We start from the raw sequence: 18,435 nt of genomic DNA, 5'->3' as shown, positions 1-18,435 counted from the left end.
CGACTCACCGGAACCGTACGCCGAGATCGTGCATCCCGTCGTTGTGCTGGGCGACGTTGATCAGAAGCGGCGTCAGCGCTTCGATCTCGGGGGCGTTGGCGATCCCGCCGGCGTCGAGCGCCCGCAGTCCCTCGATCTCCTCGGCGAGCCGCGTCACGATGTCGTTCGCGTCGGGGTCGTCGCCCACGACGAGCGTGTCGACCCCCAGCTCCGCGTCGAGGTCCGCGAGGCGGCCGGCCGCGAGGTTGTGGAACGCGCCCACGACGTGGACGCCCTCGGGGGCGGCGTCGGCGACCAGTTTGGTGACCGAGCCGGCACCGGGGCGGTGGTAGTGGAAGCCGTCGTCGTCGCGCTTGATCCCCGTCGCGGGGGAGACGAGGATGTCGCCCTCCGACAGCGAGTCCGCGACCGCGGAGACGGTGTCACCGGCGTGATACGGCGGCACCGCGAGCACGACGACGCGGGCGCGGTCGGCGGCCATCTCGTTCGCGAAGCCCTTCATATTCGATTCGACGCCGCGGCTGTCCAGTTCGGTCAGGTACTCTTCGACCTTCTCGCGGGCACGGTCGGGATCGCGCGAACCGACCAGGATCTCGTGGTCCGTATCGTAGGCCCAGCGGAGCGCGAGCCCCTGCCCGATGTCGCCTGTTCCGCCGAGGAGTGCGATGCGCATACTCCAACGCGGAACGGACGGGAGGTAAGCGTTGCGTGACCGGCGGACACTGCCGCGCTCGCGACGCTCGGAGTCAGTCGCGGTTCGGCTCGTCGGCGTCGGTTCGTCCGCCGTCGTTCGCCTCGCTCTCGCTGCGCCCGAGCAGCCGCCCGAGTTGGAAGCGCTCGAACCCCTCGCGGTAGACGAGCCAGTACGCGACGACCGGCGCGGCCACCAGCGTGAGGCCGAGGGCGTACGTCTGTGTGACCGCGTCGGGCGGGAGCAGTCCGGCGGCGAGCGACACGCCCAGGAGGTCGAGGGCGAGCATCGTGACGACGTACGTCGGGAAGCGACCCATTGTCCAGTCTCGTCGCCCACCTCGCCCGCCGTGGGCAAAGCTCCGTCGCCGTGTCCGCGTGGGTGTGCGTGGCTGTCGCTCACCGGCGGTCGCTGTTCTTTCAACTTCCGACGCCGGCGTCAGCCGTCGCCGAAGAGGGCGGGGAGGTCGTTGACCGTCTCGACCACCGCGTCGGCCCCCGCGGCGACGAACTTCTCGCGGCCCTCACTGCCTCGGAGCCCGCCGGTGAGCACCCCGATACCGTGGTACTCCCGGGCCGGATCCGTCTCCGCCGCCCGAACCGCGGTGCGGACGTCGTCGAGCGTGTCGCCCGCGAACGCGACGCGATCGGCGTCGAACCGCTCGGCGAGCGTCACGAGCGCACCCGGGTGCGGTTTGCCCTCGTTCCAGTCGTCCATGGTGAAACGGTGACGGTCGTCGAGCGCGAGGCCGACCCGCGACAGCGCGATGTCGGCCTCCGCCGCCGGCCGCCCGGTCAGGATGCCGAGGTCGGAGGTCGCACCGAGCGTCTCCAGGGTCCGGCCGGCGACGAGCACCGGCTCGTCGTGGATGTAGCCCGGGGCGTCGAACGGCGGCTCGTCACCTTCGAGGTCGCGGTACAGGTCCGCACCGAGATACAGTGCTTGAAAAACGGCTCGTAACCGCTGTGGCTCCCACGCGTCGCGGACCCGACCGTGCGCGGCGGGATCCAACGTCCGTTCGACGACCGACTCGGCGGCGGTGAGGCCGCCGCCGGCGTCGGCGATCGCGTCGGTGAACGCTCCGACGTCGCCGTCGTACCCCTCGCGCCCGGCGAGGACGAAGAGGGCCGCGGCGTACGTGAGCTCCCAGTCGTTGTTGAAGCCGCCCGCGTCCTTGAACGCCTGTACCGCGTCGGATCCGACGGAGGCGTCGTACACCCGTTCGACGGACTCGACGATGGCGCGTCGGTACGAGTCGGCGACGTCGACCAGGACGCCGTCGATGTCGAGGACGACCGCGTCGACGTACATACGTTCGCTGGCGCGCGCGGAGGCTTTGTTTGTTCGGGTTCGCGGTCGATCGGTCCGCCGGAGTGTGAGCGGTCGCCGTCGGGTCGCGTCCCACGAGGCCGCCCCGAAACGCGACCCCGACGACGGCCGACGCTCGGGTCTCTGACGCGCGTCTGACGGCCGTCGCACGCAGAGTTATACCGCCGGAGTGACTGGATTGATCCGATGTCAGTCCACGCACGAACACTCGTCGTTTCGGGCGTTCGACGGGTCGCCTCCCCCGCGGGAGCCGCACTCTTCGCGACGTTCGTCCTCACGCTCGCGGCGTTCAACGCGGCGATGAACACCGTCCTCACGACGGCCGCCGGAACACCGATCCCGACGGGCGGTGCGGTCGCCGAGTACGGTGTCTCCCTGCCGGTCCCTCCCGCGCTGGCCACCCTCCTCGCCCTGTTCGCCCTCCTCGTCGGCGCGTTCGCCATCGTCGCTGGTACCCGGGCCTTCCTCGGGCACTCGGTGTCCCGGTGGTCCGACCCCGTCGAGTGTCTCACCCACCGCGTCGTCCCCGCTACCGTCTCCGTCCTCGTCGGCAGCGTCGTCGTCGTCGCGGCCGTGACGGTCGGAACCGCGTTCCTCGTCGTCCCCGGTGTCGTTCTCGCCGGACACCTCCTGTTGGTCCCGAGCGTGCTCTCGGCCGAGGACGTCGGGGTCCTCGCCGCGCTCCAGGAGAGTTGGCAACGAACCGCCGGGAGCCGCGTCGAACTGGCGGCCGCGGCGCTCGCGGTCGTCGTCCCCGCCGCGGTCGTCGTCGTCGGCGCGAGCCTCTCGTATCTGCTCCCCGCGACCGTCGAGTTCGGCCTCGGCGTTCTCGTCGGTGCCGCTGTGCTGTCGACCTGGCTCGGCGTCGCCACGGAGGCGTACCAGCGACTCGGCACGCAGTCGAGCCCCGCTGCTCACAGCAGCCGGAGCGGCCGTGCGAGCCGCGCCCTCTGAGAAGAAATACCAGTTCTATTATTATAGTCAGACGCCCGTCTGACGGCTTCAGAAGCTGTTTGAAAGCAAAATTCGCTCCGTTAACTTTAACAACTGACAGCTTGAGTGTGAGGTATGCAACGACGCCAGGTACTCGCTGCGCTCGGTGTCCTCCTCCCCGCCGGCTGTCTGGGAGCGAAGCAATCAGACTCCTCGGGTGGGGTCCGCACCGAAGGCGGTTCGTCGGGAACCGCCAGGCCGACAGACACGCCGACTCCGACCCCCGAACCGACGCCTGAACCAACGGAGACGCCGGAACCCGGGCCGTCAGACGAGAAGATCGAGGCGGGCGACGAGGCCATCTCGCAGGTCCAGTCCGAGTTCGCCGCCGCCGTCGAAGCCTACACTGGCGACGACGACGACGCCCTGACCGAGGTGTCGGTCACGGGCACCGACTTCGACGTCCGGAGCGTCCTGCTCGCGCTCGACACCGTCCAGCGTGAACTGGTCACCGCCGAGTCCGCGGCTGTGACCGACGAGCAGCGCGAGACCGTCGCCGACCTGCAGGTCGCCGAGCAGTTCCTCACGCAGTCGGCGCTCGTCCACTCGTACTTCGTCGAGAGCGCCGACCGCCTCGACGCGACCCACAGCGCCTTGTCCGCGGACGTCGACGACATCGACGACGTCGAGGACGAACTCGAGGACGCCGACTCGCGCTTCGAGTCGACGCTCGACCGCGGGAGCGAGGGCGTCTCGACGATCAAAAACGACATCGAACCCGACCCGGTTGCCGCCGCCGAACCGTTCGACGACGAGACGTACGACGACACCGTCTCCATGTTCGAGTCCGTCCGCTCGGCGTTCGACGACGCCGCGTCGGGCCTCAACCGAATGATCCAGGGGCTCGACGAACTCTCCGAGGCCCAGGACGACCAGGACGACGGCGACGACAGCGACGCCGAGGACAAGGCCGACGAGGCGCGCGAACTGTTCGACGAGGCGTACGACTTCTTCGACGACGCCGCCGACACCGCCGGCGACCTCGACGCCGACGATCTGGAAGACCTCCTCGAAGACCTTCGCGCCGTCGCCGACGACCGGTACACCGAAGCCGACGACCTCTACGACGACGTCTCCTAACCCACGCCGTCACCTCCGCCCATCCGCGTGCTTTTGATCGCGGCCGTCCAACTCACCGTATGGAGAGCCCGGACAGGCCCATCTCGGTCGACACCGCGGCCGACCTCGACGCGCTCGTCGACGAACACCCGCTCGTCCTCCTGGAGTTCTACACCGCCGGCTGTGCGATGTGCCAGGCGCTCGAACCGGTGCTGGGGACCGTCGCCCGCGCGAGCGACGTCGTGGTCGCGACGTGCAACCCCCAGACCGATCTCTCGCTCGCCGAACGGTTCCAACTCGGGAGCGTCCCGACGCTCGTCCTGCTCGAAGACGGCGTGGAGGTCGGTCGACTCGCCGACGGCTTCCAGGGGGTCGAGGCCATCCTCGCGTTCGTCGAGGACGCACGGTCGACTTCCCGAGAGTAGTTCTCATATTTGATATCTGGGGGGGAGGGTTGAAGTGCGAGCCGTGGCGAGGGTCGCGTATGAACACGCTCACGCTCCGCGACCGGGTCGTCTTCGCGCTGTTGGCGACGGGCACCGTCGCGTTGTCGCTGGCGTCGACGACGGCGCTGACTCCCTGAGTTCCCTTTTCGACGCGCTCCGCTCACTCGTCGCTCGCGGCGTTCCGCTGGGGATTCAGCGGGGAGATCGGTTGTTTCGCGCAACCGTTCTCGTTTGCGTCTCGGTCCGGCGTGATGATCGAGGCGAAAAACGGGTCGACAGACCCACACCTGAAGGGAATCCGAGGCCGGCCGAGACGACCCGGTTCGGTCGGCGGACCGAATCGGGTTCTCCACGGGTTCGGGCCCGGACTGGTCGGACGCCTCCGCTGTCGTGGTTTTGGCGGTCGACACGAGCGGTACGCGATGTGTCTAGGACCAAGACTTTTCGACCGTGGCCGAGAGAGCGGTTCATGGCCTTGACCATCGACTGCGTGGTGGCTCGGGCGATCGGTGTCGCGGGTGGACTGGCTTTCGTCGCTCCCGCCGTCGGCATGTGGGTGGTGCTGGGGGCTGTGACGGCCAACGTTCCGCTCCCCCCGGGCGTCGAGCAGTTCGTCGAATCGGTGATCCCCGTGCTCCAGCCCCCGGTCCCCGGGTTCTCCGAGCCCACGCTCTCGCTGGGGATGCTCGTCCTGGCCGGCTTCTTCCTGATCAGTCTCTTCCTGGTGGGCTTGTTCGTGACCCTGGGTGCGCTGTTGAAGCCGGATTACACCCTGAACGTTCGGGGCGGGAGCGCCCGGGGAGGGCGCCCCTGACCCCGTTGCGAACCACCGATCCAGGACCGGGCGTCGAACAGCGCGAGCGGACGGCACGCTCGGCTTTCCGGAGGTGCCCGTGAGGCGTCGAGAACCGACGTCCATCGACGCCGCGACTTCCTCGGCCGTGGTCGTGCGCGACCAGACGAAGAATTCCGACCGGGAGGCCGCCTCCAGTGCCTCCCGTCGACGGTCGGACCGCCGAGTACCCCGTCGGGCCGTCGGAACATCCCTCGGAATCTCCCCCGACTCGTCGCCGCCGGCGACGGCCTCCGATCACTCTTCGGCCGGCGGCAGTCCGTTCTCGTCGATCACGTTGCCTGCGTCGTCGACGGTGACGACGCCGCGGTTGTTCACGGCGTACGGGTCGAGACCGATCTCCTCCATGAACTGTTTGTAGAGCCGTTCGGCGGTCTCGGCGTCCTTCTGTCTGTCCGAGGCCCGGTCACAGAGCGCGACGAGGTCCTCGGGCACGTCGTTCTCGTGGACGATCCAGTGGTTGATCAGGTCCGAGAGCCGTCGGATGGGCGAAGTGAAGTGGCCGTAGATGTCGAAGTTGAGCGCGTGGTGGCCGCCGAAGGGGTCGTTCATGTACTTCGCGCGGGGCATCACGCGCAGGACGGCACGCTGGATCTTGTTGAGCGCTCTCGGGGGTGCCTCTTCGAGCGCCGCGTTGACCGCCTTCCGGGGGTCGTCGAACGCCGCCCCCGGGATGGAGACGCCATCGAGGTCCATGATCTTCGTCAGCGCCTTGTCCCACTGGTCGGGGGTGGGCTGGGGGTGGACGCGGTACATCGCCTCGACGCCGCGACCCCACATGAGTTCGTGTGTGACGGCCTTGTTCGCCTTCAGCATGCACTCCTCGATGATGGTGTGGGCGCGGTCGCGGCTCGGGTTCAGTACCAGGGAGCCGTCCTCCTTGCGCTGTTCGTGCATCTTGTCGGCGAGTTCGAAGGCGAGGACGTTCTCCTCGTGGAGCGGGGCCTCGGCGTCGTCGAGGCGGTTCTCACACTGCGTGTAGGTGAGTCGCTCGTTCGAGTTGATCACCGACTTGTAGATGTCGACCGACTCGAACGAGAGCGTCTCGCGGTCGATGTGCATCTCGACGGTGTGTGCCAGTCTGTCCTCGTTCGGGACGAGCGAGCAGACTGTTTCGGCGAGCGTCGGCGGCAGCATGTGGACGGTGTAGGCGGGCAGGTAGACGGTGTTGCCGCGCTTGACCGCCTCGGCCCACATCGCCGACTCGGGGTGGACGTAGTGGGAGACGTCGGCGATGTGGACCCACAGGGTGTACTCCTCGTCGCCCTCCTCGATCGAGATGGCGTCGTCGAAGTCCTGAGCGTCCGCGGGGTCGGTCGTCCACGTCGTCAGCTCCCGGAGGTCCTGGCGCTGGTCGACCTCCGCCTGGATCTCCGACTGGACGTCCTCGGTCCGTTCTTCGGCCTCGCGGAGGACCTCGCGGGGGAAGCCGTCGCGGAGATCGAACTCCTCGAAGAGTTCCTCCCGCTTGTTCTTGAGGTGGCGGGCGACCTCGGCGTCGATCTCGACCGGGCCCTGCCCCTCGGCGGTCCCGGCGTACGCCTGATCTTCGTTCGACATGCAGTGAGGTAGCAGAGAGAGGTAGTTAGTCGTGTCGGGGCGGGCCTATCCGCCGACGAGCGCCCCGTCACCGGTGACGGGTGCGCGGAGGCGCTCGCCCGACGCCGTGGGGCGAGCGCGCCCCGAGAGCGCGACCTGCCCGTCGAACCCGTCGGCCAGCGAGAAGACGGAGACGCGATGGGCCCGAACGGCGGCGCCGCCGAAGCCACGGACGATGTGCCACAGCACGAACAGGCCGAGGAGATAAGCGAGGGGACCGATGACGGCCAGCGGGAGAAACGCCACGCGGACGGCCGACTACCGCTCGCGTTCTTCGGGTGAGCCGTACCGTTCCTCGACGGCACCGAAGTAGCGGTCGAGGAACTCCTCGCGCGTGAGTCCGTCCTGTTCGATCCCGAGGAGGAGCGATTCGAGGTCTTCACGAGGCTGGTGACAGAGTTCCCGATAGCAGTCCTTACAGAGGTGCTCGAACTCCTTGCCGTGTCGGTCCCATCGGTTGCCCTCCTTGTCGTACTCGCGTGCGTCCGCACGGAGCACCGACTCGCCACACGCGATGCAGACCACCGTTTTTCGGTCCCGGTTGGTCCGGGAGCGCCACATACTGGGTCACATGTCCGGGGGTTACTTAGCGTTTGTTGGCCGCGTCTGACGCGGAGCACACGTCTCGGGTGGGTTCGGACCCCTCGGCGGCGGACTCGGCGTCGCCCGTGGGTCGGACGCACCGCATCGGTCGTTTTATCGGCGCGGGGGGTCGACCATCGGACATGCAAGTCAAGTCCCGCCACCACCTGCGCAGCGACGAGATCCGCGACCTACGCGAGACCATCGAGCGCCGCACGGGCGTGGACCTCGACGGCGACACGTTCGAGAAGGTCGACCTCGCCGGGAGCGCGTTCGACGTCGTGCTCGTCGACGGATCACCCGCCGTGATGTACGTCGACGACGAGCCGTTCCTCACCGTCACCGGCGCGAACGCACACCCGCCCACCGAACACGTCGTCACCGTCGACGCCGGCGCGGTCTCGTTCGTCTCCGGCGGCGCGGACGTGATGCGGCCCGGCATCGTCGACGCGGACGAGGCCATCGACGGGGGCGACCTGGTCTCGATCGCCGAGGAGACCCACGGGAAAGTGCTGGCCATCGGTCGCGCCCTGGTTCCGGGGTCGGAGATGCTCGGGGACAGCGGCAAGGTCGTCGAGAGCGTCCACCACGTCGGCGACGACCTGTTCGAACTGTCGATCTAGACCGAGACGGACGTTCGGAGATCGGCGGCGTTCCTCGCCCGATTCACCGGGGACGACGAGATCGGTCTGATTCACCGGGGACGACGAGATCGGTCTGATTCACCGGGGACGACGAGATCGGTCTGATTCACCGGGGACGACGAGATCGGTCTGATTCACCGGGGACGACGAGATCGGTCTGATTCACCGGGGACGACGAGATCGGTCTGATTCACCGGGGACGACGAGATCGGTCTGATTCACCGGGGACGACGAGATCGGTCTGATTCACCGGGGACGACGAGATCGGTCTGATTCACCGGGGACGACGAGATCGGTCGAGACGCGTGCGGCGAGGCAGCCGCCAGGGCGGTGACGCCACACCCTCCCCAGCCGATTCGCTCACTCGCTCACTTCGTTCGCTCGTTCACTCATCCCTCGCGCGCCTGGGCGCGGTCGGAGCCGCGCCAGCACACGCCAACCGCCTCATTGCTCGTCGTCCCTCGGCGCGCGCTGACGCGCCTCACACCGGACGCACCCTGTCGATATATCCCGCCGGCCGGCCATGTCATCGTATGTACAGTCGAATACTGTTTCCGACCGACGGAAGCGACGTGGCCGCCGAGGCGCTGGCGTACGCCGTCGACGTCGCGGCCGGACACGACGCGACGCTCCACGTGCTCAACGTCGCGGACACGAACCAAGACAGCCTCACCCGGATCGGCGGGCAGGTCGTCGACGTGCTCGAGAGCGAGGGGCAGGAGATCGTCGACGAGGCGGCCGCCCGGGCGGCCGAACGAGACGTCGCGACCGTCTCGGCGGTGCTCCAGGGGGACCCCGTGAAGACCATCGTCGACTACGCGGACGAGTACGCGATCGATCTCGTGGTCATGCCGACCCACGGCCGACGTGGGCTCTCACGCGTCCTCCTCGGGAGCGTCACAGAGCGAGTGATCGGTGCCGTCGAGGCGCCCGTGGTGGCCGTCACGCCCGACGAGGACCGGGAGTTCGTCTACCCGCCGCGGGCGCTTCTCGTCCCCACGGACGGCAGTCCCGCGGCGGGGTTGGCGCTCCGGTCGGCGATCGACGTCGCACGCGAGACCGGCGCGGAGCTACACCTCCTGCACGTCGTCGAGACGGCGAGCCTCGGGTTCGACGTCCGCTCGGTCGTCGCGAGCGACCAACTCGACGCGAGGGCGGAGGAGATCATGACCGAAGCGGTCGACGCAGCGGAGACGGCCGGGATCGACTCGGTGACCCGCTCGGTCGCACACGGCCGGCCCTACCGGGAGATCCGCTCGTACGTCGGGGACCACGACATCGACCTCGTGGCCGTCGGGGTCCACGGCGAGACCGACTTCAGCCGGGCCGTGCTCGGGGGAGTGACCACCAAGATCCTCCGGAGCTCGTCCGTGCCCGTGCTGTTGCGTCGGGAGGCGGAGCCGGACGACGCGGCGTAACACGACGCACGCGTGCCGTCGGTCGTAGTGACCGGGGTCGATAGTACCCGCAGCGTCGGGTGTGGTCGGTCGCTCCGTCGGAGGCGGCCAGCAGTCGAGACGAGTTCCGTCCTAACGAGAACCACCGGACTGCGTCGCCTGCTCCAGCCAGTACCCCGCTTTCACAGCCACACGACGGGCGACCCGTCGTGACGGGATGTGCGACGCGGCTGGGGGTGTCAGATCACGATTCTTGGCCCAAGCGTCACCAGCGCCACCCCGGCCGCCACGAGAACCGCCCCGACGACGATTCCACGCGTGACCCGTTCGAGGTCCCGGAGGAGGAAGTACGCGAAGACAGTGGTGAACAGCGGTGCGGTCGACGCTAGTGATTCGACGATAGCCACCCGCCCCGCCGGAAGCGCGAGCGCGCCGAACACCGAAAGCAGGGCGACGGCGGTGAGCCCGCCGCTGACAGCGAAGTACCCGTACGACCGACGGTCAGCCGAACGGAAGCCAACGGTTCCTCGGACGGCGGCGTAACCGAGGAAGACGAGCAGCGCACCCGCCTCGTTGAGCGCGACCGCCTGGAGCACATCCGCCCCACCCGTTCCCAGCCCGAACCGCCGGAGGACGTTCCCGAAGGCGAAGAACACACCCGAAGCGAGCGGGTAAAGCAGGTCCCAAGGGTCCCACCCGGCGAGGTCCCCGCCTTTTGAGAGACTGAGTACGACCAAGCCGACGACCAGGACGACGACACCGACGCCCGTTTCGAGCGAGACGGGTTCTCCGAGCAGGCCGAAGGCGAACGCAGTCGCAAACAGGGGCCGAGCGCTCACGACGGCGCTGTTGATGCTCGCGCCAACCCGGTCGACGCCGACGAAGATCGCCAGACGACCCAGGGCCGTCCCCGTCGCCCCTGCAAAGAGGAACAGACCCGCAACGGCCAGGTCGAGCCCCGCGAGAAGATCGGTTCCGCGGAGCGTGAGCAGGGCGGCGAGGAACAACGAGAGGTCGACGACCACCACCACCAACGACGCCTGCAAGGCAGTGCCGCCGAGCGACATCCCTCGCTTGTCGAGCACCGGGGTGAACCCCCAGATAACGGCCGGAACGAGCGCAAGGAGGTACACCGTGGTGTCGGGCGCGAGGCTCATACCCGACCTGCGGACGATTCGGATATGAACCCGTCTCTTCGAGTGACCGGGGCGGGCAGCGAACCCGCTCCGGCTGAGTGTCACCCCCATGGGTGCTCCTGCAGGCACGACGGCGGGGATCGACCGCTCCGGAGGAACGGCGTACCAGAGCCACACACGGTCGACACCCGAGATCAGCCACCCACAGGCCACCGAGTCGACCGCTGTCATGCGAGTGTCTGACGTAGAACTAAGCCCCCGGACACCGCTGTACCCATCATGGGAATCATGAATAAGCTGCTGAGTGGGGGGCAAACCCACAGCACGGACGACTACGTCACCCTCGACCTGGACGACTTCGACACGGCCCGCGGCGAGGCCCGGACCCAGGTCCACATCGCCGAGATCGGCGGCCAACCCGACGTCATCGCCATCAAGGACGCCGTCTACGACGGCGACATCGTCATCGCCGACGTCACGCGCCTGCGGATCAACGACAGCACGATGGAACACATCATCGACGACCTCCAGCAGGTCGCCCGCGAAGTCGACGGCGACATCGTCCAGAAGGGCGACGACCAGATCATCATCGTCCCGCAGGGCTGTGGCATCTCCCGCCGCAAACTCGCCTGAGTCCACGCTGACCCCGAACTGAGGCCACACCTCGATTCCTCGTTTCGCTCGCCGGGAGCGACCGCACTCCGGAGCCCTCCCCAGTGTTACACCGTGCGGACGCGGCGGTCCAGCGGAGTCGGACGCGCCGATCTCCGCGACGCGCCGGGCGGCGAGCATCCGCCGCAACCGATGGGTATTCCCCCACTGATTCCTTACGCCGACCCAGATGAGCAAGGACTTTATCGAGGTTCGCGGTGCGGAGGAACACAACCTGAAGGACCTCGACGTCCAGATCCCCCGCGAGCAGTTCACGGTCGTCACGGGTCTGTCGGGATCGGGGAAATCGTCGCTCGCGTTCGAGACGATCTACGCCGAAGGCCAGCGGCGGTACATCGAGTCGCTGTCGGCGTACGCCCGGAACTTCCTCGGGCAGATGGACAAGCCGCAGGTCGAATCCGTGGAGGGCCTCTCGCCCGCGATCTCGATCGACCAGAAGAACGCGGCGAACAACCCCCGTTCGACCGTCGGGACGGTCACGGAACTCCACGACTACCTCCGGCTGCTGTATGCCCGGGTCGGAACACCACACTGCCCCGAGTGTGGCCGCGAGGTAGGCGAGCAGTCGGCGTCGAACATGGTGTCTCGGGTGCTGTCGCTCCCCGAGGGGACCAGGGCGAAGCTCTGTGCGCCCGTGGTGCGCGACCAGAAGGGGGCGTTCAAGGACCTCTTCGACGACCTCGTCTCGGCGGGCTACTCGCGGGTCGAGGTCGACGGCGAGGCGTACGACCTCGCGTACGACAAGCCCGACCTCGACGAGAACTACGACCACACGGTCGACGTGGTGGTCGACCGCGTGAAGGTCTCCCCCGAGGCGCGCTCGCGCATCACGGACTCGGTCGAGACGGCGTTGGAGGAGGCCGACGGCGTCCTGAAAGTCATCCTCCCCGACCCGCCCGAGGGCGTCCAGTTGGGCGTCGAGAGCCGCTCGACGGGTGATCTCGCGGGCGAGGGCGACGCCAGGCTCGTGGTGGAGTTCTCCGAATCGCTCGCCTGCACCCACTGCGGGATCGACTTCTCGGAGATCGAGACCCGTTCCTTCTCGTTCAACTCTCCGCATGGGGCGTGTCCCGAGTGTGAGGGCATCGGCAACACGAAGGAGGTCGACGAGGACCTCGTCGTCGTCGACCCCTCACAGCCGATCAAACACGTGTTCGAGCCGTGGAGCTACAACCGGTCGTACTACCAGACGCGGCTCGACTCGGTCGCCAAGCACTTCGAGGTCTCCGTGTCGACGCCGTTCGAGGAGCTCGACCCCGACGTCCAGCGGCAGTTCCTCTACGGCACCGACCGCGAAGTGGTGTTCGAGCGCCACACGCGAAACGGCACCCGCCGCAAGACCAAGCGCTTCGAGGGCGTCATCCCCAACCTCGAACGCCGCCACGTCGAGACGGACTCGGAGTCGACGCGCGACCACATCGAGAAGTACATGGCCGTCACCACCTGTCCCGCGTGCGACGGCACGCGCCTGAAACCGCAGTCGCGCTCCGTACTCGTCCAGGACACGTCGATAACGGAGGTAAACCGGATGAGCATCGGCGACGCGCTGGCGCACTTCGAGGGGCTCGAAGCGGAGATGGGCGACCGCGACCGCACCATCGCCGAGGAGATCCTCAAGGAGATCCGCGCCCGCCTCGGCTTCATGTGCGAAGTGGGGCTGGAGTATCTCACGCTGGACCGCGAGGCGTCGACGCTCTCCGGCGGAGAGAGCCAGCGCATCCGCCTGGCGACGCAGGTCGGCTCCGGGCTGGTCGGCGTCCTCTACGTGCTCGACGAGCCGTCGATCGGCCTCCACCAGCGCGACAACGACCGCCTGCTCAACACGCTCGAAGGGCTCCGGGATCTCGGAAACACCCTCATCGTCGTCGAACACGACGAGGCGACGATGCACCGCGCCGACAACATCATCGACATGGGGCCCGGGCCGGGCAAGCGCGGCGGGGAGGTGGTCGCCCAGGGGGACTTCGACGAGATCTGTGCCGCCGCCGACTCCGTGACAGCGGAGTACCTCTCGGGACGGAAGCAGATCCCCGTGCCCGACGAGCGTCGCGACGCCGCGGGGACGCTCTCCATCCGCGGCGCGCGCCAGCACAACCTGAAGGAGCTCGACGTCGACCTGCCCCTGGGAACGTTCACGGCGGTCACCGGGGTATCGGGCTCGGGCAAGTCCACGCTGATCCACGACATCCTCTACAAGGGGCTCGCCCGCCGGATGAACGACAACACCTCGGTCGACCCCGGCGACCACGACGCCATCGAGGGGGTCGACGAGATCGAGACCGTCCGGCTCATCGACCAGTCGCCGATCGGCCGGACGCCCAGATCCAACCCCGCGACGTATACAGGCGTGTTCGACTACGTCCGCGAACTGTTCGCCGAGACCAAACTGTCGAAGCAGCGCGGCTACAAGAAGGGCCGCTTCTCGTTCAACGTCAAGGGCGGGCGCTGTGAGGCCTGTGGGGGGCAGGGCACCGTCAAGATCGAGATGAACTTCCTCTCGGACGTCTACGTCCCCTGTGACGAGTGCGACGGCGACCGGTACAACGACGAGACCCTCGACGTGACGTACAAGGGGAAGACCATCGCCGACGTGCTGGGGATGGAAGTCGACGAGGCACACGACTTCTTCGAGGCCAACTCCCAGATCCGCCGCCGCCTGAAGCTTCTGAAGGACGTCGGACTGGGGTACATGCGGCTCGGCCAGCCCTCGACGACGCTCTCCGGTGGTGAGGCCCAGCGGGTAAAACTCGCCGAGGAGCTCGGCAAACGAGACTCGGGTAACACGCTCTACCTGCTCGACGAACCCACTACTGGCCTCCACAAGGAGGACGAGCGGAAGCTCATCGAGGTGCTCCACCGGCTGGTGGACAACGGCAACACCGTGGTCGTAATCGAACACGAACTCGACCTGGTGAAGAACGCCGACCGCATCGTCGACCTCGGGCCCGAAGGCGGCGAGAACGGCGGCGAGGTCGTCGCCGAGGGCACCCCGGAGGCGGTGGCGCGGACCGACGCCTCCCACACGGGCCGGTATCTCCGCGACCTCCTGCCCGACGTCGACCGCGAGGGGCCGCGGTCGGACCGCGGTGCGCGGAAGGCGAAGGCGGCGAGCGACGACGACTGACACCGACACTCTTCGTGCGCGGCGAACTCACCCGAACACCGTTCGCACCGCGTCGGCCATCGCGTTCACCCGCGCGCCGTGTTCGTACTCGTGGCGGACTCCGTTCGTCACGTACGCCATCGCCAGCCCCTCTTCGTCGCCCCACCCGACGATGCTCCCGAGGCCGCCGTGACCGAACACCCGGCGTGGGGAGAGCGACCCGTACTTGTCCCAGGCCGTCCCGCCGAGCCCGAAGCCCAGCGCGTACCGCCCGGGGACGCCCATGGTCCCGTCGCGTTCGACCTCGACCTGACACCCGGTCGCTTCGGTTACGGTCCCCTCGGAGAGGAGTCGAACCCCGTCGAGTTCGCCCCCGTTGGCGAGACAGGCGTAAAAACGCGCCATGTCCCGTGCGGTGCCGATGCCCGTCGCGGCCGGGATCACGGCGCGCTGGATCGCCTCGCGGTTGAACAGCGCGGCGGCGTCCTTCGTGGTCGTGTCGAGCCCCACGCCCGACTCGCGGCAGGCGTCGTACGGTTCGAAGCCGACGAGCGTCGCGACGTCGTCGGCCGCCACGTCGTCGGGGAGGCCGATTGTCGTCTCGTCCATCCCCAGGGGTTCGAAGACGTGCTCGCGGGCGTACTCCTGTACCTCGGTTCCCGCGATCCGGCGGACGAGTTCGCCGACGAGAAAGCCGTACGACAGCGAGTGGTACGCCGCGGTCTGCCCCGGCTCGAAGACGAGGTCGGCGTCTTCCATCGCCGCCACGGCGGCGTCCCAGTCGACCCACTCCTCGGGGCGTGCTTCGAGCCCCGTCGTGGGGAGACCCGCCTGGTGGCTGAGGACGTGTCGGACGGTCACGTCCGCCTTCGGACCTCCCGACGCGAACGCGGGCCAGTGATCGACCACGGGGTCGTCGTAGTCGACCGCGCCTCGGTCGCGGAGGTGGTGGAGACAGACGCCCGCGTACGGCTTCGTACACGAAAACAGGAGGTGTCGCTGGCTGGCCGTCGTCGCGTCCCCGTCGGGGCCGGTCGTCCCGCCGGCGACGTCGACGACGAGGTCGGTCCCGTCGTACACCGCTAGCTGTGCGCCGTGGTGGAGGCCGGCGTTGAGGTGGGCGTCGAACAGCTGGTGGAGACGCTCGGGACCGCTCGCGTCGAACGGGCTGGCTGACATGTGGTGTGAGACCGGACCGAGCGCGAAATACGTTGGGGGCGTCGCGGGACCGACACGGTCAGGGCGATGGCACCGCAAGGGCCGACGATGCACTCCCAACGCCACGAACTGCTCCAGTCGATCCGTCGCTGGCTGCGAGCCGTCGCGTTCCTGCTCGGTCTCGGCCTCGTCGTGCTCGCGAACGTCGGGCACGTCGTCTCCGACTACCGCGGCGGCCTCGTCTTCCTCCTCGGCGGGGTGGCCGGCGGTACGGTCGCCCTCGTCGCCGGCACGACGCTCTTCGGCGACCTCGCCGTCTCCGGGGGCGGTGGCCCGACAGACGATGCCGCCGACTGATTCGACCGGGCCGCGCTGAGCCGCCGCCACACCGTCGTCGCTGAACCACCAGCCGCGTCGTCGTCGGTTTGCCCCTCGGGCGCGTACCGTTACGCATGGACCGCCTGTACGCCGCGCTCCCCGACGCCGTCGCGGTCGTCGATGTCGACGCCGGGGACGCGGTGGTTCGCCGTCGACGCACGATGCCCGAGCGGTCGCTCCAGTGCGTCGCCGCCTCGCCCACGGATCCCGACGTCGTCTGTTGTGGCACGGCCGACCACGGACTGTTCCGGTCGATCGACGCCGGCGAGCGCTGGGACCGCGCGGCGGGAATCGAACACGACCGCGTCACGAGCGTCACCTGCGCGGCCACCGCGAACGGCGACGGGGGACGGGCTGGGGGAGACGCGAGACAGGCCGAGAGACGTCGCGTGGTGGGCGGGCACGGAGCCGAGTCGGGTGTACGCCTCGTCCGACGGCGCGACCTGGCACGAACGCGACGGGCTGACGGCGCTGCCGTCATCGCCGTCGTGGGCGTTCCCGCCGCGACCCGGCACCCACCACGTCCGCTGGATCGAGGTCGATCCCCACGACCCCCGACGCCTCTACGTCGCCGTCGAAGCGGGAGCGCTCGTCGGGACGCACGACGCGGGCGAGACGTGGACGGACCGCGTGCCCGGCTCACGGATCGACACGCACTCGATGGCGACTCACGCCGACGCCCCTGGGCGGGCGTACTGCGCGGCGGGCGACGGCTACGCGGAGACGGTCGACGGCGGCGAGACCTGGGCCCTCTTACAGGAGGGGCTGGCTCACCACTACTGCTGGAGCGTCGTCGTCGATCCCGCGGACCCCGACCACCGGCTGGTGTCGGCCGCCCGGGGGGCGATGACGGCACACCGGGCCGCGTCGGCCGACAGCTACGTGTACCGGAAACGCGGCGAGACGGCGTGGGAGCGCGTCACCAGACTCCCGACGGGTGCGGGCGTCACCCGGTACGTCCTCGGCGTCGGGACCGAGGGGTTGTACGCGCTGTCGAACCGGGGGTTGTTCCGGTCCGCCGGGGGAGAGATCTGGGAACGACTCCCGTTGTCGGTGCCCGACGGCGCGGCGGCGGCCGGTCTCGCGGTCGTCGGGCGATAACGCGACGACCGGCGGGCCGTGACCGCGCGGTTCGAGAAGATATTTACTCGCGGTCCCGATAGGTATCACCGATGTACGACTTCGTCGTGGTGGGAGTCGGTCCCGCCGGTGCCCGGTTCGCCCGTCGGGCCGCCGCGGCCGGCTACGACGTCCTCGCACTGGAGAAAGGGGAGGTGGGGACGCCGCTCGCGTGTTCGGGGCACGTCTCGACGGACGTCTGGGAGTACGTCCCCGAGCGAGCGAAGGACGAACTGTTCCAGAACCGGATCTACGGCGCGAACTTCCACGTCGGCGGCCCCGACACGGGAGCGCACCGCTTTTACAAGCGTGAGGAGATCTCGAACGTCATCGACCGCGTCGAACTCGACCGGACGCTCGCGGATCTCGCACGGGAGGCGGGCGCGGACGTCCGCGAACGCCACACGGTCACGGGCCTCGACGAACGGGGCGATCGGGTCGTCGTGACGGTTAAGGCCGACGGGGAGACCTGGGCGGTCGAGACGAAGATGGTCGCCGGCTGTGACGGGCCCGTCTCGCGGGTGCGGCGCTCGCTTGACCTGCCCGAACCCGCCGAGACACTCCACGGCGTGCTCGCCTTCTCCGACGAGGTCGACCACGGCGACTACGTCGACGTCCACCTCACGGTGCCGCGCTTTTTCGCGTGGCGCATCCCGCGGGGAGAGGCGGGCGTCGAGTACGGCCTCGCCGCGCCGCCGGGCGCGTCGGTGAACGAGATGTTCGACGTCCTGACTCACGCGTACGACGTCGACACCGACCACTTCTGTTCCGGAGGGATCCCCATCGGCCCGCCCGAACGCGTGACGACCGACCGGGCGTTCCTGATCGGGGACGCCGCCGCCCAGACCAAGCCGTTCACCGGCGGCGGCATCCTCTACGGGATGTCGGCCGCGGACCACGCGATGCGGACGATCGACCCCGACGCGCCCGAGACGCTCGACGCGTACGAGTCGGCGTGGCGCGCCGACCTCTCGCGGGAGATCAGTCTCGGCCACTGGGTCCGGCGGTGTTACTCGTTGCCCGAACCGGTCCAGAAGCTGGGATTACGGGCGCTCTCGGGCGAGATCGGCGTCCACATGGACCGCCCCTCGACGCTCTTTTCCAGGGAAGGGTTGCGGAAGCTCGTGAGCCGCTGAACGGGTTCAGCAACCGCGCGCGGCGACCGATCGACCCGAGGCGACCGTCCGCTTCGGTCGACGGAGCGCTCCGTCGGGAACGGGTCCCGCGTTCGTTCGGGCACCGGCGGAGCCGCGTCGACAGGAGCCACACCCCCCAC

20 protein-coding genes are annotated in these 18,435 nt (G+C 68.7%); 11 read left to right on the top strand and 9 right to left on the bottom strand.

Annotation, left to right across the window (positions count from 1 at the left end):
• Nucleotides 1-4: 4 nt before the first annotated feature.
• The 3 genes from npdG to NKJ07_RS14600 all read right to left on the bottom strand — a co-directional run bounded on the left by npdG (nt 5) and on the right by NKJ07_RS14600 (nt 2,002).
• On the bottom strand, nt 5-673 hold the full coding sequence (gene npdG, locus NKJ07_RS14610) for an NADPH-dependent F420 reductase (RefSeq protein WP_318567539.1): 669 nt from the start codon (nt 671-673) through the stop codon (nt 5-7).
• A gap of 73 nt (nt 674-746) precedes the next feature.
• Nucleotides 747-1,010: a DUF7534 family protein gene (locus NKJ07_RS14605; RefSeq protein WP_318567538.1), complete on the bottom strand. Its 264-nt coding sequence runs from the start codon at nt 1,008-1,010 to the stop codon at nt 747-749.
• 119 nt (nt 1,011-1,129) lie between these two features.
• Nucleotides 1,130-2,002, bottom strand: a complete 873-nt coding sequence (locus NKJ07_RS14600; RefSeq protein ID WP_318567537.1) for a TIGR01548 family HAD-type hydrolase — start codon at nt 2,000-2,002, stop codon at nt 1,130-1,132.
• A 204-nt stretch (nt 2,003-2,206) separates the two neighbouring features.
• Here NKJ07_RS14600 and NKJ07_RS14595 point away from each other — a divergent pair, with 204 nt between their 5' ends.
• From NKJ07_RS14595 to NKJ07_RS14580, 4 genes are all read left to right on the top strand, one after another.
• Complete coding sequence (locus NKJ07_RS14595; protein WP_318567536.1) at nt 2,207-2,974, top strand: hypothetical protein; 768 nt, start codon at nt 2,207-2,209, stop codon at nt 2,972-2,974.
• Nucleotides 2,975-3,088: 114 nt separating this feature from the next.
• Nucleotides 3,089-4,093: a hypothetical protein gene (locus NKJ07_RS14590; protein ID WP_318567535.1), complete on the top strand. Its 1,005-nt coding sequence runs from the start codon at nt 3,089-3,091 to the stop codon at nt 4,091-4,093.
• 59 nt (nt 4,094-4,152) lie between these two features.
• A complete protein-coding gene (locus NKJ07_RS14585) occupies nt 4,153-4,497 on the top strand; it encodes a thioredoxin family protein (RefSeq protein WP_318567534.1) in 345 nt (114 codons plus the stop codon).
• A gap of 490 nt (nt 4,498-4,987) precedes the next feature.
• Entirely contained in the window at nt 4,988-5,332 is a 345-nt protein-coding gene (locus NKJ07_RS14580) for a hypothetical protein (RefSeq protein ID WP_318567533.1), read from the top strand.
• Between the two features lie 276 nt (nt 5,333-5,608).
• Here NKJ07_RS14580 and NKJ07_RS14575 read toward each other — a convergent pair whose 3' ends face one another.
• From NKJ07_RS14575 to NKJ07_RS14565, 3 genes are read right to left on the bottom strand one after another with little or no spacing between them, the layout of a single operon-like run.
• Nucleotides 5,609-6,931 carry a ribonuclease catalytic domain-containing protein gene (locus tag NKJ07_RS14575; protein WP_318567532.1) on the bottom strand — a complete coding sequence of 441 codons (1,323 nt, stop codon included), beginning with the start codon at nt 6,929-6,931 and terminating at the stop codon, nt 5,609-5,611.
• Nucleotides 6,932-6,976: 45 nt separating this feature from the next.
• Complete coding sequence (locus NKJ07_RS14570) at nt 6,977-7,216, bottom strand: hypothetical protein (RefSeq protein ID WP_318567531.1); 240 nt, start codon at nt 7,214-7,216, stop codon at nt 6,977-6,979.
• A 12-nt stretch (nt 7,217-7,228) separates the two neighbouring features.
• The gene (locus NKJ07_RS14565; protein WP_318567530.1) at nt 7,229-7,531 is read right to left on the bottom strand and encodes a DUF7562 family protein; all 303 of its coding nucleotides are present in this window, start codon (nt 7,529-7,531) and stop codon (nt 7,229-7,231) included.
• Nucleotides 7,532-7,695: 164 nt separating this feature from the next.
• Here NKJ07_RS14565 and NKJ07_RS14560 point away from each other — a divergent pair, with 164 nt between their 5' ends.
• A complete protein-coding gene (locus NKJ07_RS14560; RefSeq protein ID WP_318567529.1) occupies nt 7,696-8,175 on the top strand; it encodes an RNA-binding protein in 480 nt (159 codons plus the stop codon).
• Between the two features lie 554 nt (nt 8,176-8,729).
• A complete protein-coding gene (locus NKJ07_RS14555) occupies nt 8,730-9,614 on the top strand; it encodes a universal stress protein (RefSeq protein ID WP_318567528.1) in 885 nt (294 codons plus the stop codon).
• A 218-nt stretch (nt 9,615-9,832) separates the two neighbouring features.
• On the opposite strand, the gene NKJ07_RS14550 is transcribed toward NKJ07_RS14555, so the two are convergent.
• On the bottom strand, nt 9,833-10,750 hold the full coding sequence (locus NKJ07_RS14550) for a DMT family transporter (RefSeq protein ID WP_318567527.1): 918 nt from the start codon (nt 10,748-10,750) through the stop codon (nt 9,833-9,835).
• 258 nt (nt 10,751-11,008) lie between these two features.
• On the opposite strand from NKJ07_RS14550, the gene NKJ07_RS14545 reads away from it, so the two are divergent.
• Nucleotides 11,009-11,362, top strand: coding sequence for a cell division protein SepF (locus NKJ07_RS14545; RefSeq protein WP_318567526.1), 354 nt, complete (start codon nt 11,009-11,011; stop codon nt 11,360-11,362).
• Nucleotides 11,363-11,570: 208 nt separating this feature from the next.
• The gene (uvrA, locus tag NKJ07_RS14540; RefSeq protein ID WP_318567525.1) at nt 11,571-14,525 is read left to right on the top strand and encodes an excinuclease ABC subunit UvrA; all 2,955 of its coding nucleotides are present in this window, start codon (nt 11,571-11,573) and stop codon (nt 14,523-14,525) included.
• 27 nt (nt 14,526-14,552) lie between these two features.
• Here uvrA and NKJ07_RS14535 read toward each other — a convergent pair whose 3' ends face one another.
• Nucleotides 14,553-15,683, bottom strand: a complete 1,131-nt coding sequence (locus tag NKJ07_RS14535) for a serine hydrolase domain-containing protein (protein WP_318567524.1) — start codon at nt 15,681-15,683, stop codon at nt 14,553-14,555.
• 66 nt (nt 15,684-15,749) lie between these two features.
• On the opposite strand from NKJ07_RS14535, the gene NKJ07_RS14530 reads away from it, so the two are divergent.
• Complete coding sequence (locus NKJ07_RS14530; RefSeq protein ID WP_318567523.1) at nt 15,750-16,019, top strand: hypothetical protein; 270 nt, start codon at nt 15,750-15,752, stop codon at nt 16,017-16,019.
• Nucleotides 16,020-16,108: 89 nt separating this feature from the next.
• Here the strand turns inward: NKJ07_RS14530 and NKJ07_RS14525 are convergent, their stop codons facing one another.
• A complete protein-coding gene (locus NKJ07_RS14525) occupies nt 16,109-16,339 on the bottom strand; it encodes a hypothetical protein (RefSeq protein ID WP_318567522.1) in 231 nt (76 codons plus the stop codon).
• Between the two features lie 118 nt (nt 16,340-16,457).
• Between NKJ07_RS14525 and NKJ07_RS14520 the strand changes: the two genes are divergently transcribed.
• Both NKJ07_RS14520 and NKJ07_RS14515 read left to right on the top strand, forming a co-directional pair.
• The gene (locus tag NKJ07_RS14520; RefSeq protein ID WP_318567521.1) at nt 16,458-17,141 is read left to right on the top strand and encodes a WD40/YVTN/BNR-like repeat-containing protein; all 684 of its coding nucleotides are present in this window, start codon (nt 16,458-16,460) and stop codon (nt 17,139-17,141) included.
• Between the two features lie 71 nt (nt 17,142-17,212).
• A complete protein-coding gene (locus NKJ07_RS14515; RefSeq protein ID WP_318567520.1) occupies nt 17,213-18,295 on the top strand; it encodes a geranylgeranyl reductase family protein in 1,083 nt (360 codons plus the stop codon).
• Nucleotides 18,296-18,435 lie beyond the last annotated feature (140 nt).

The sequence above is a fragment of the Salinigranum marinum genome, assembly GCF_024228675.1.
Lineage (GTDB): Archaea > Halobacteriota > Halobacteria > Halobacteriales > Haloferacaceae > Salinigranum > Salinigranum marinum.
Note: the sequence above shows the minus strand (reverse complement) of the source record. Positions and strands in the feature narration are given on the sequence as shown.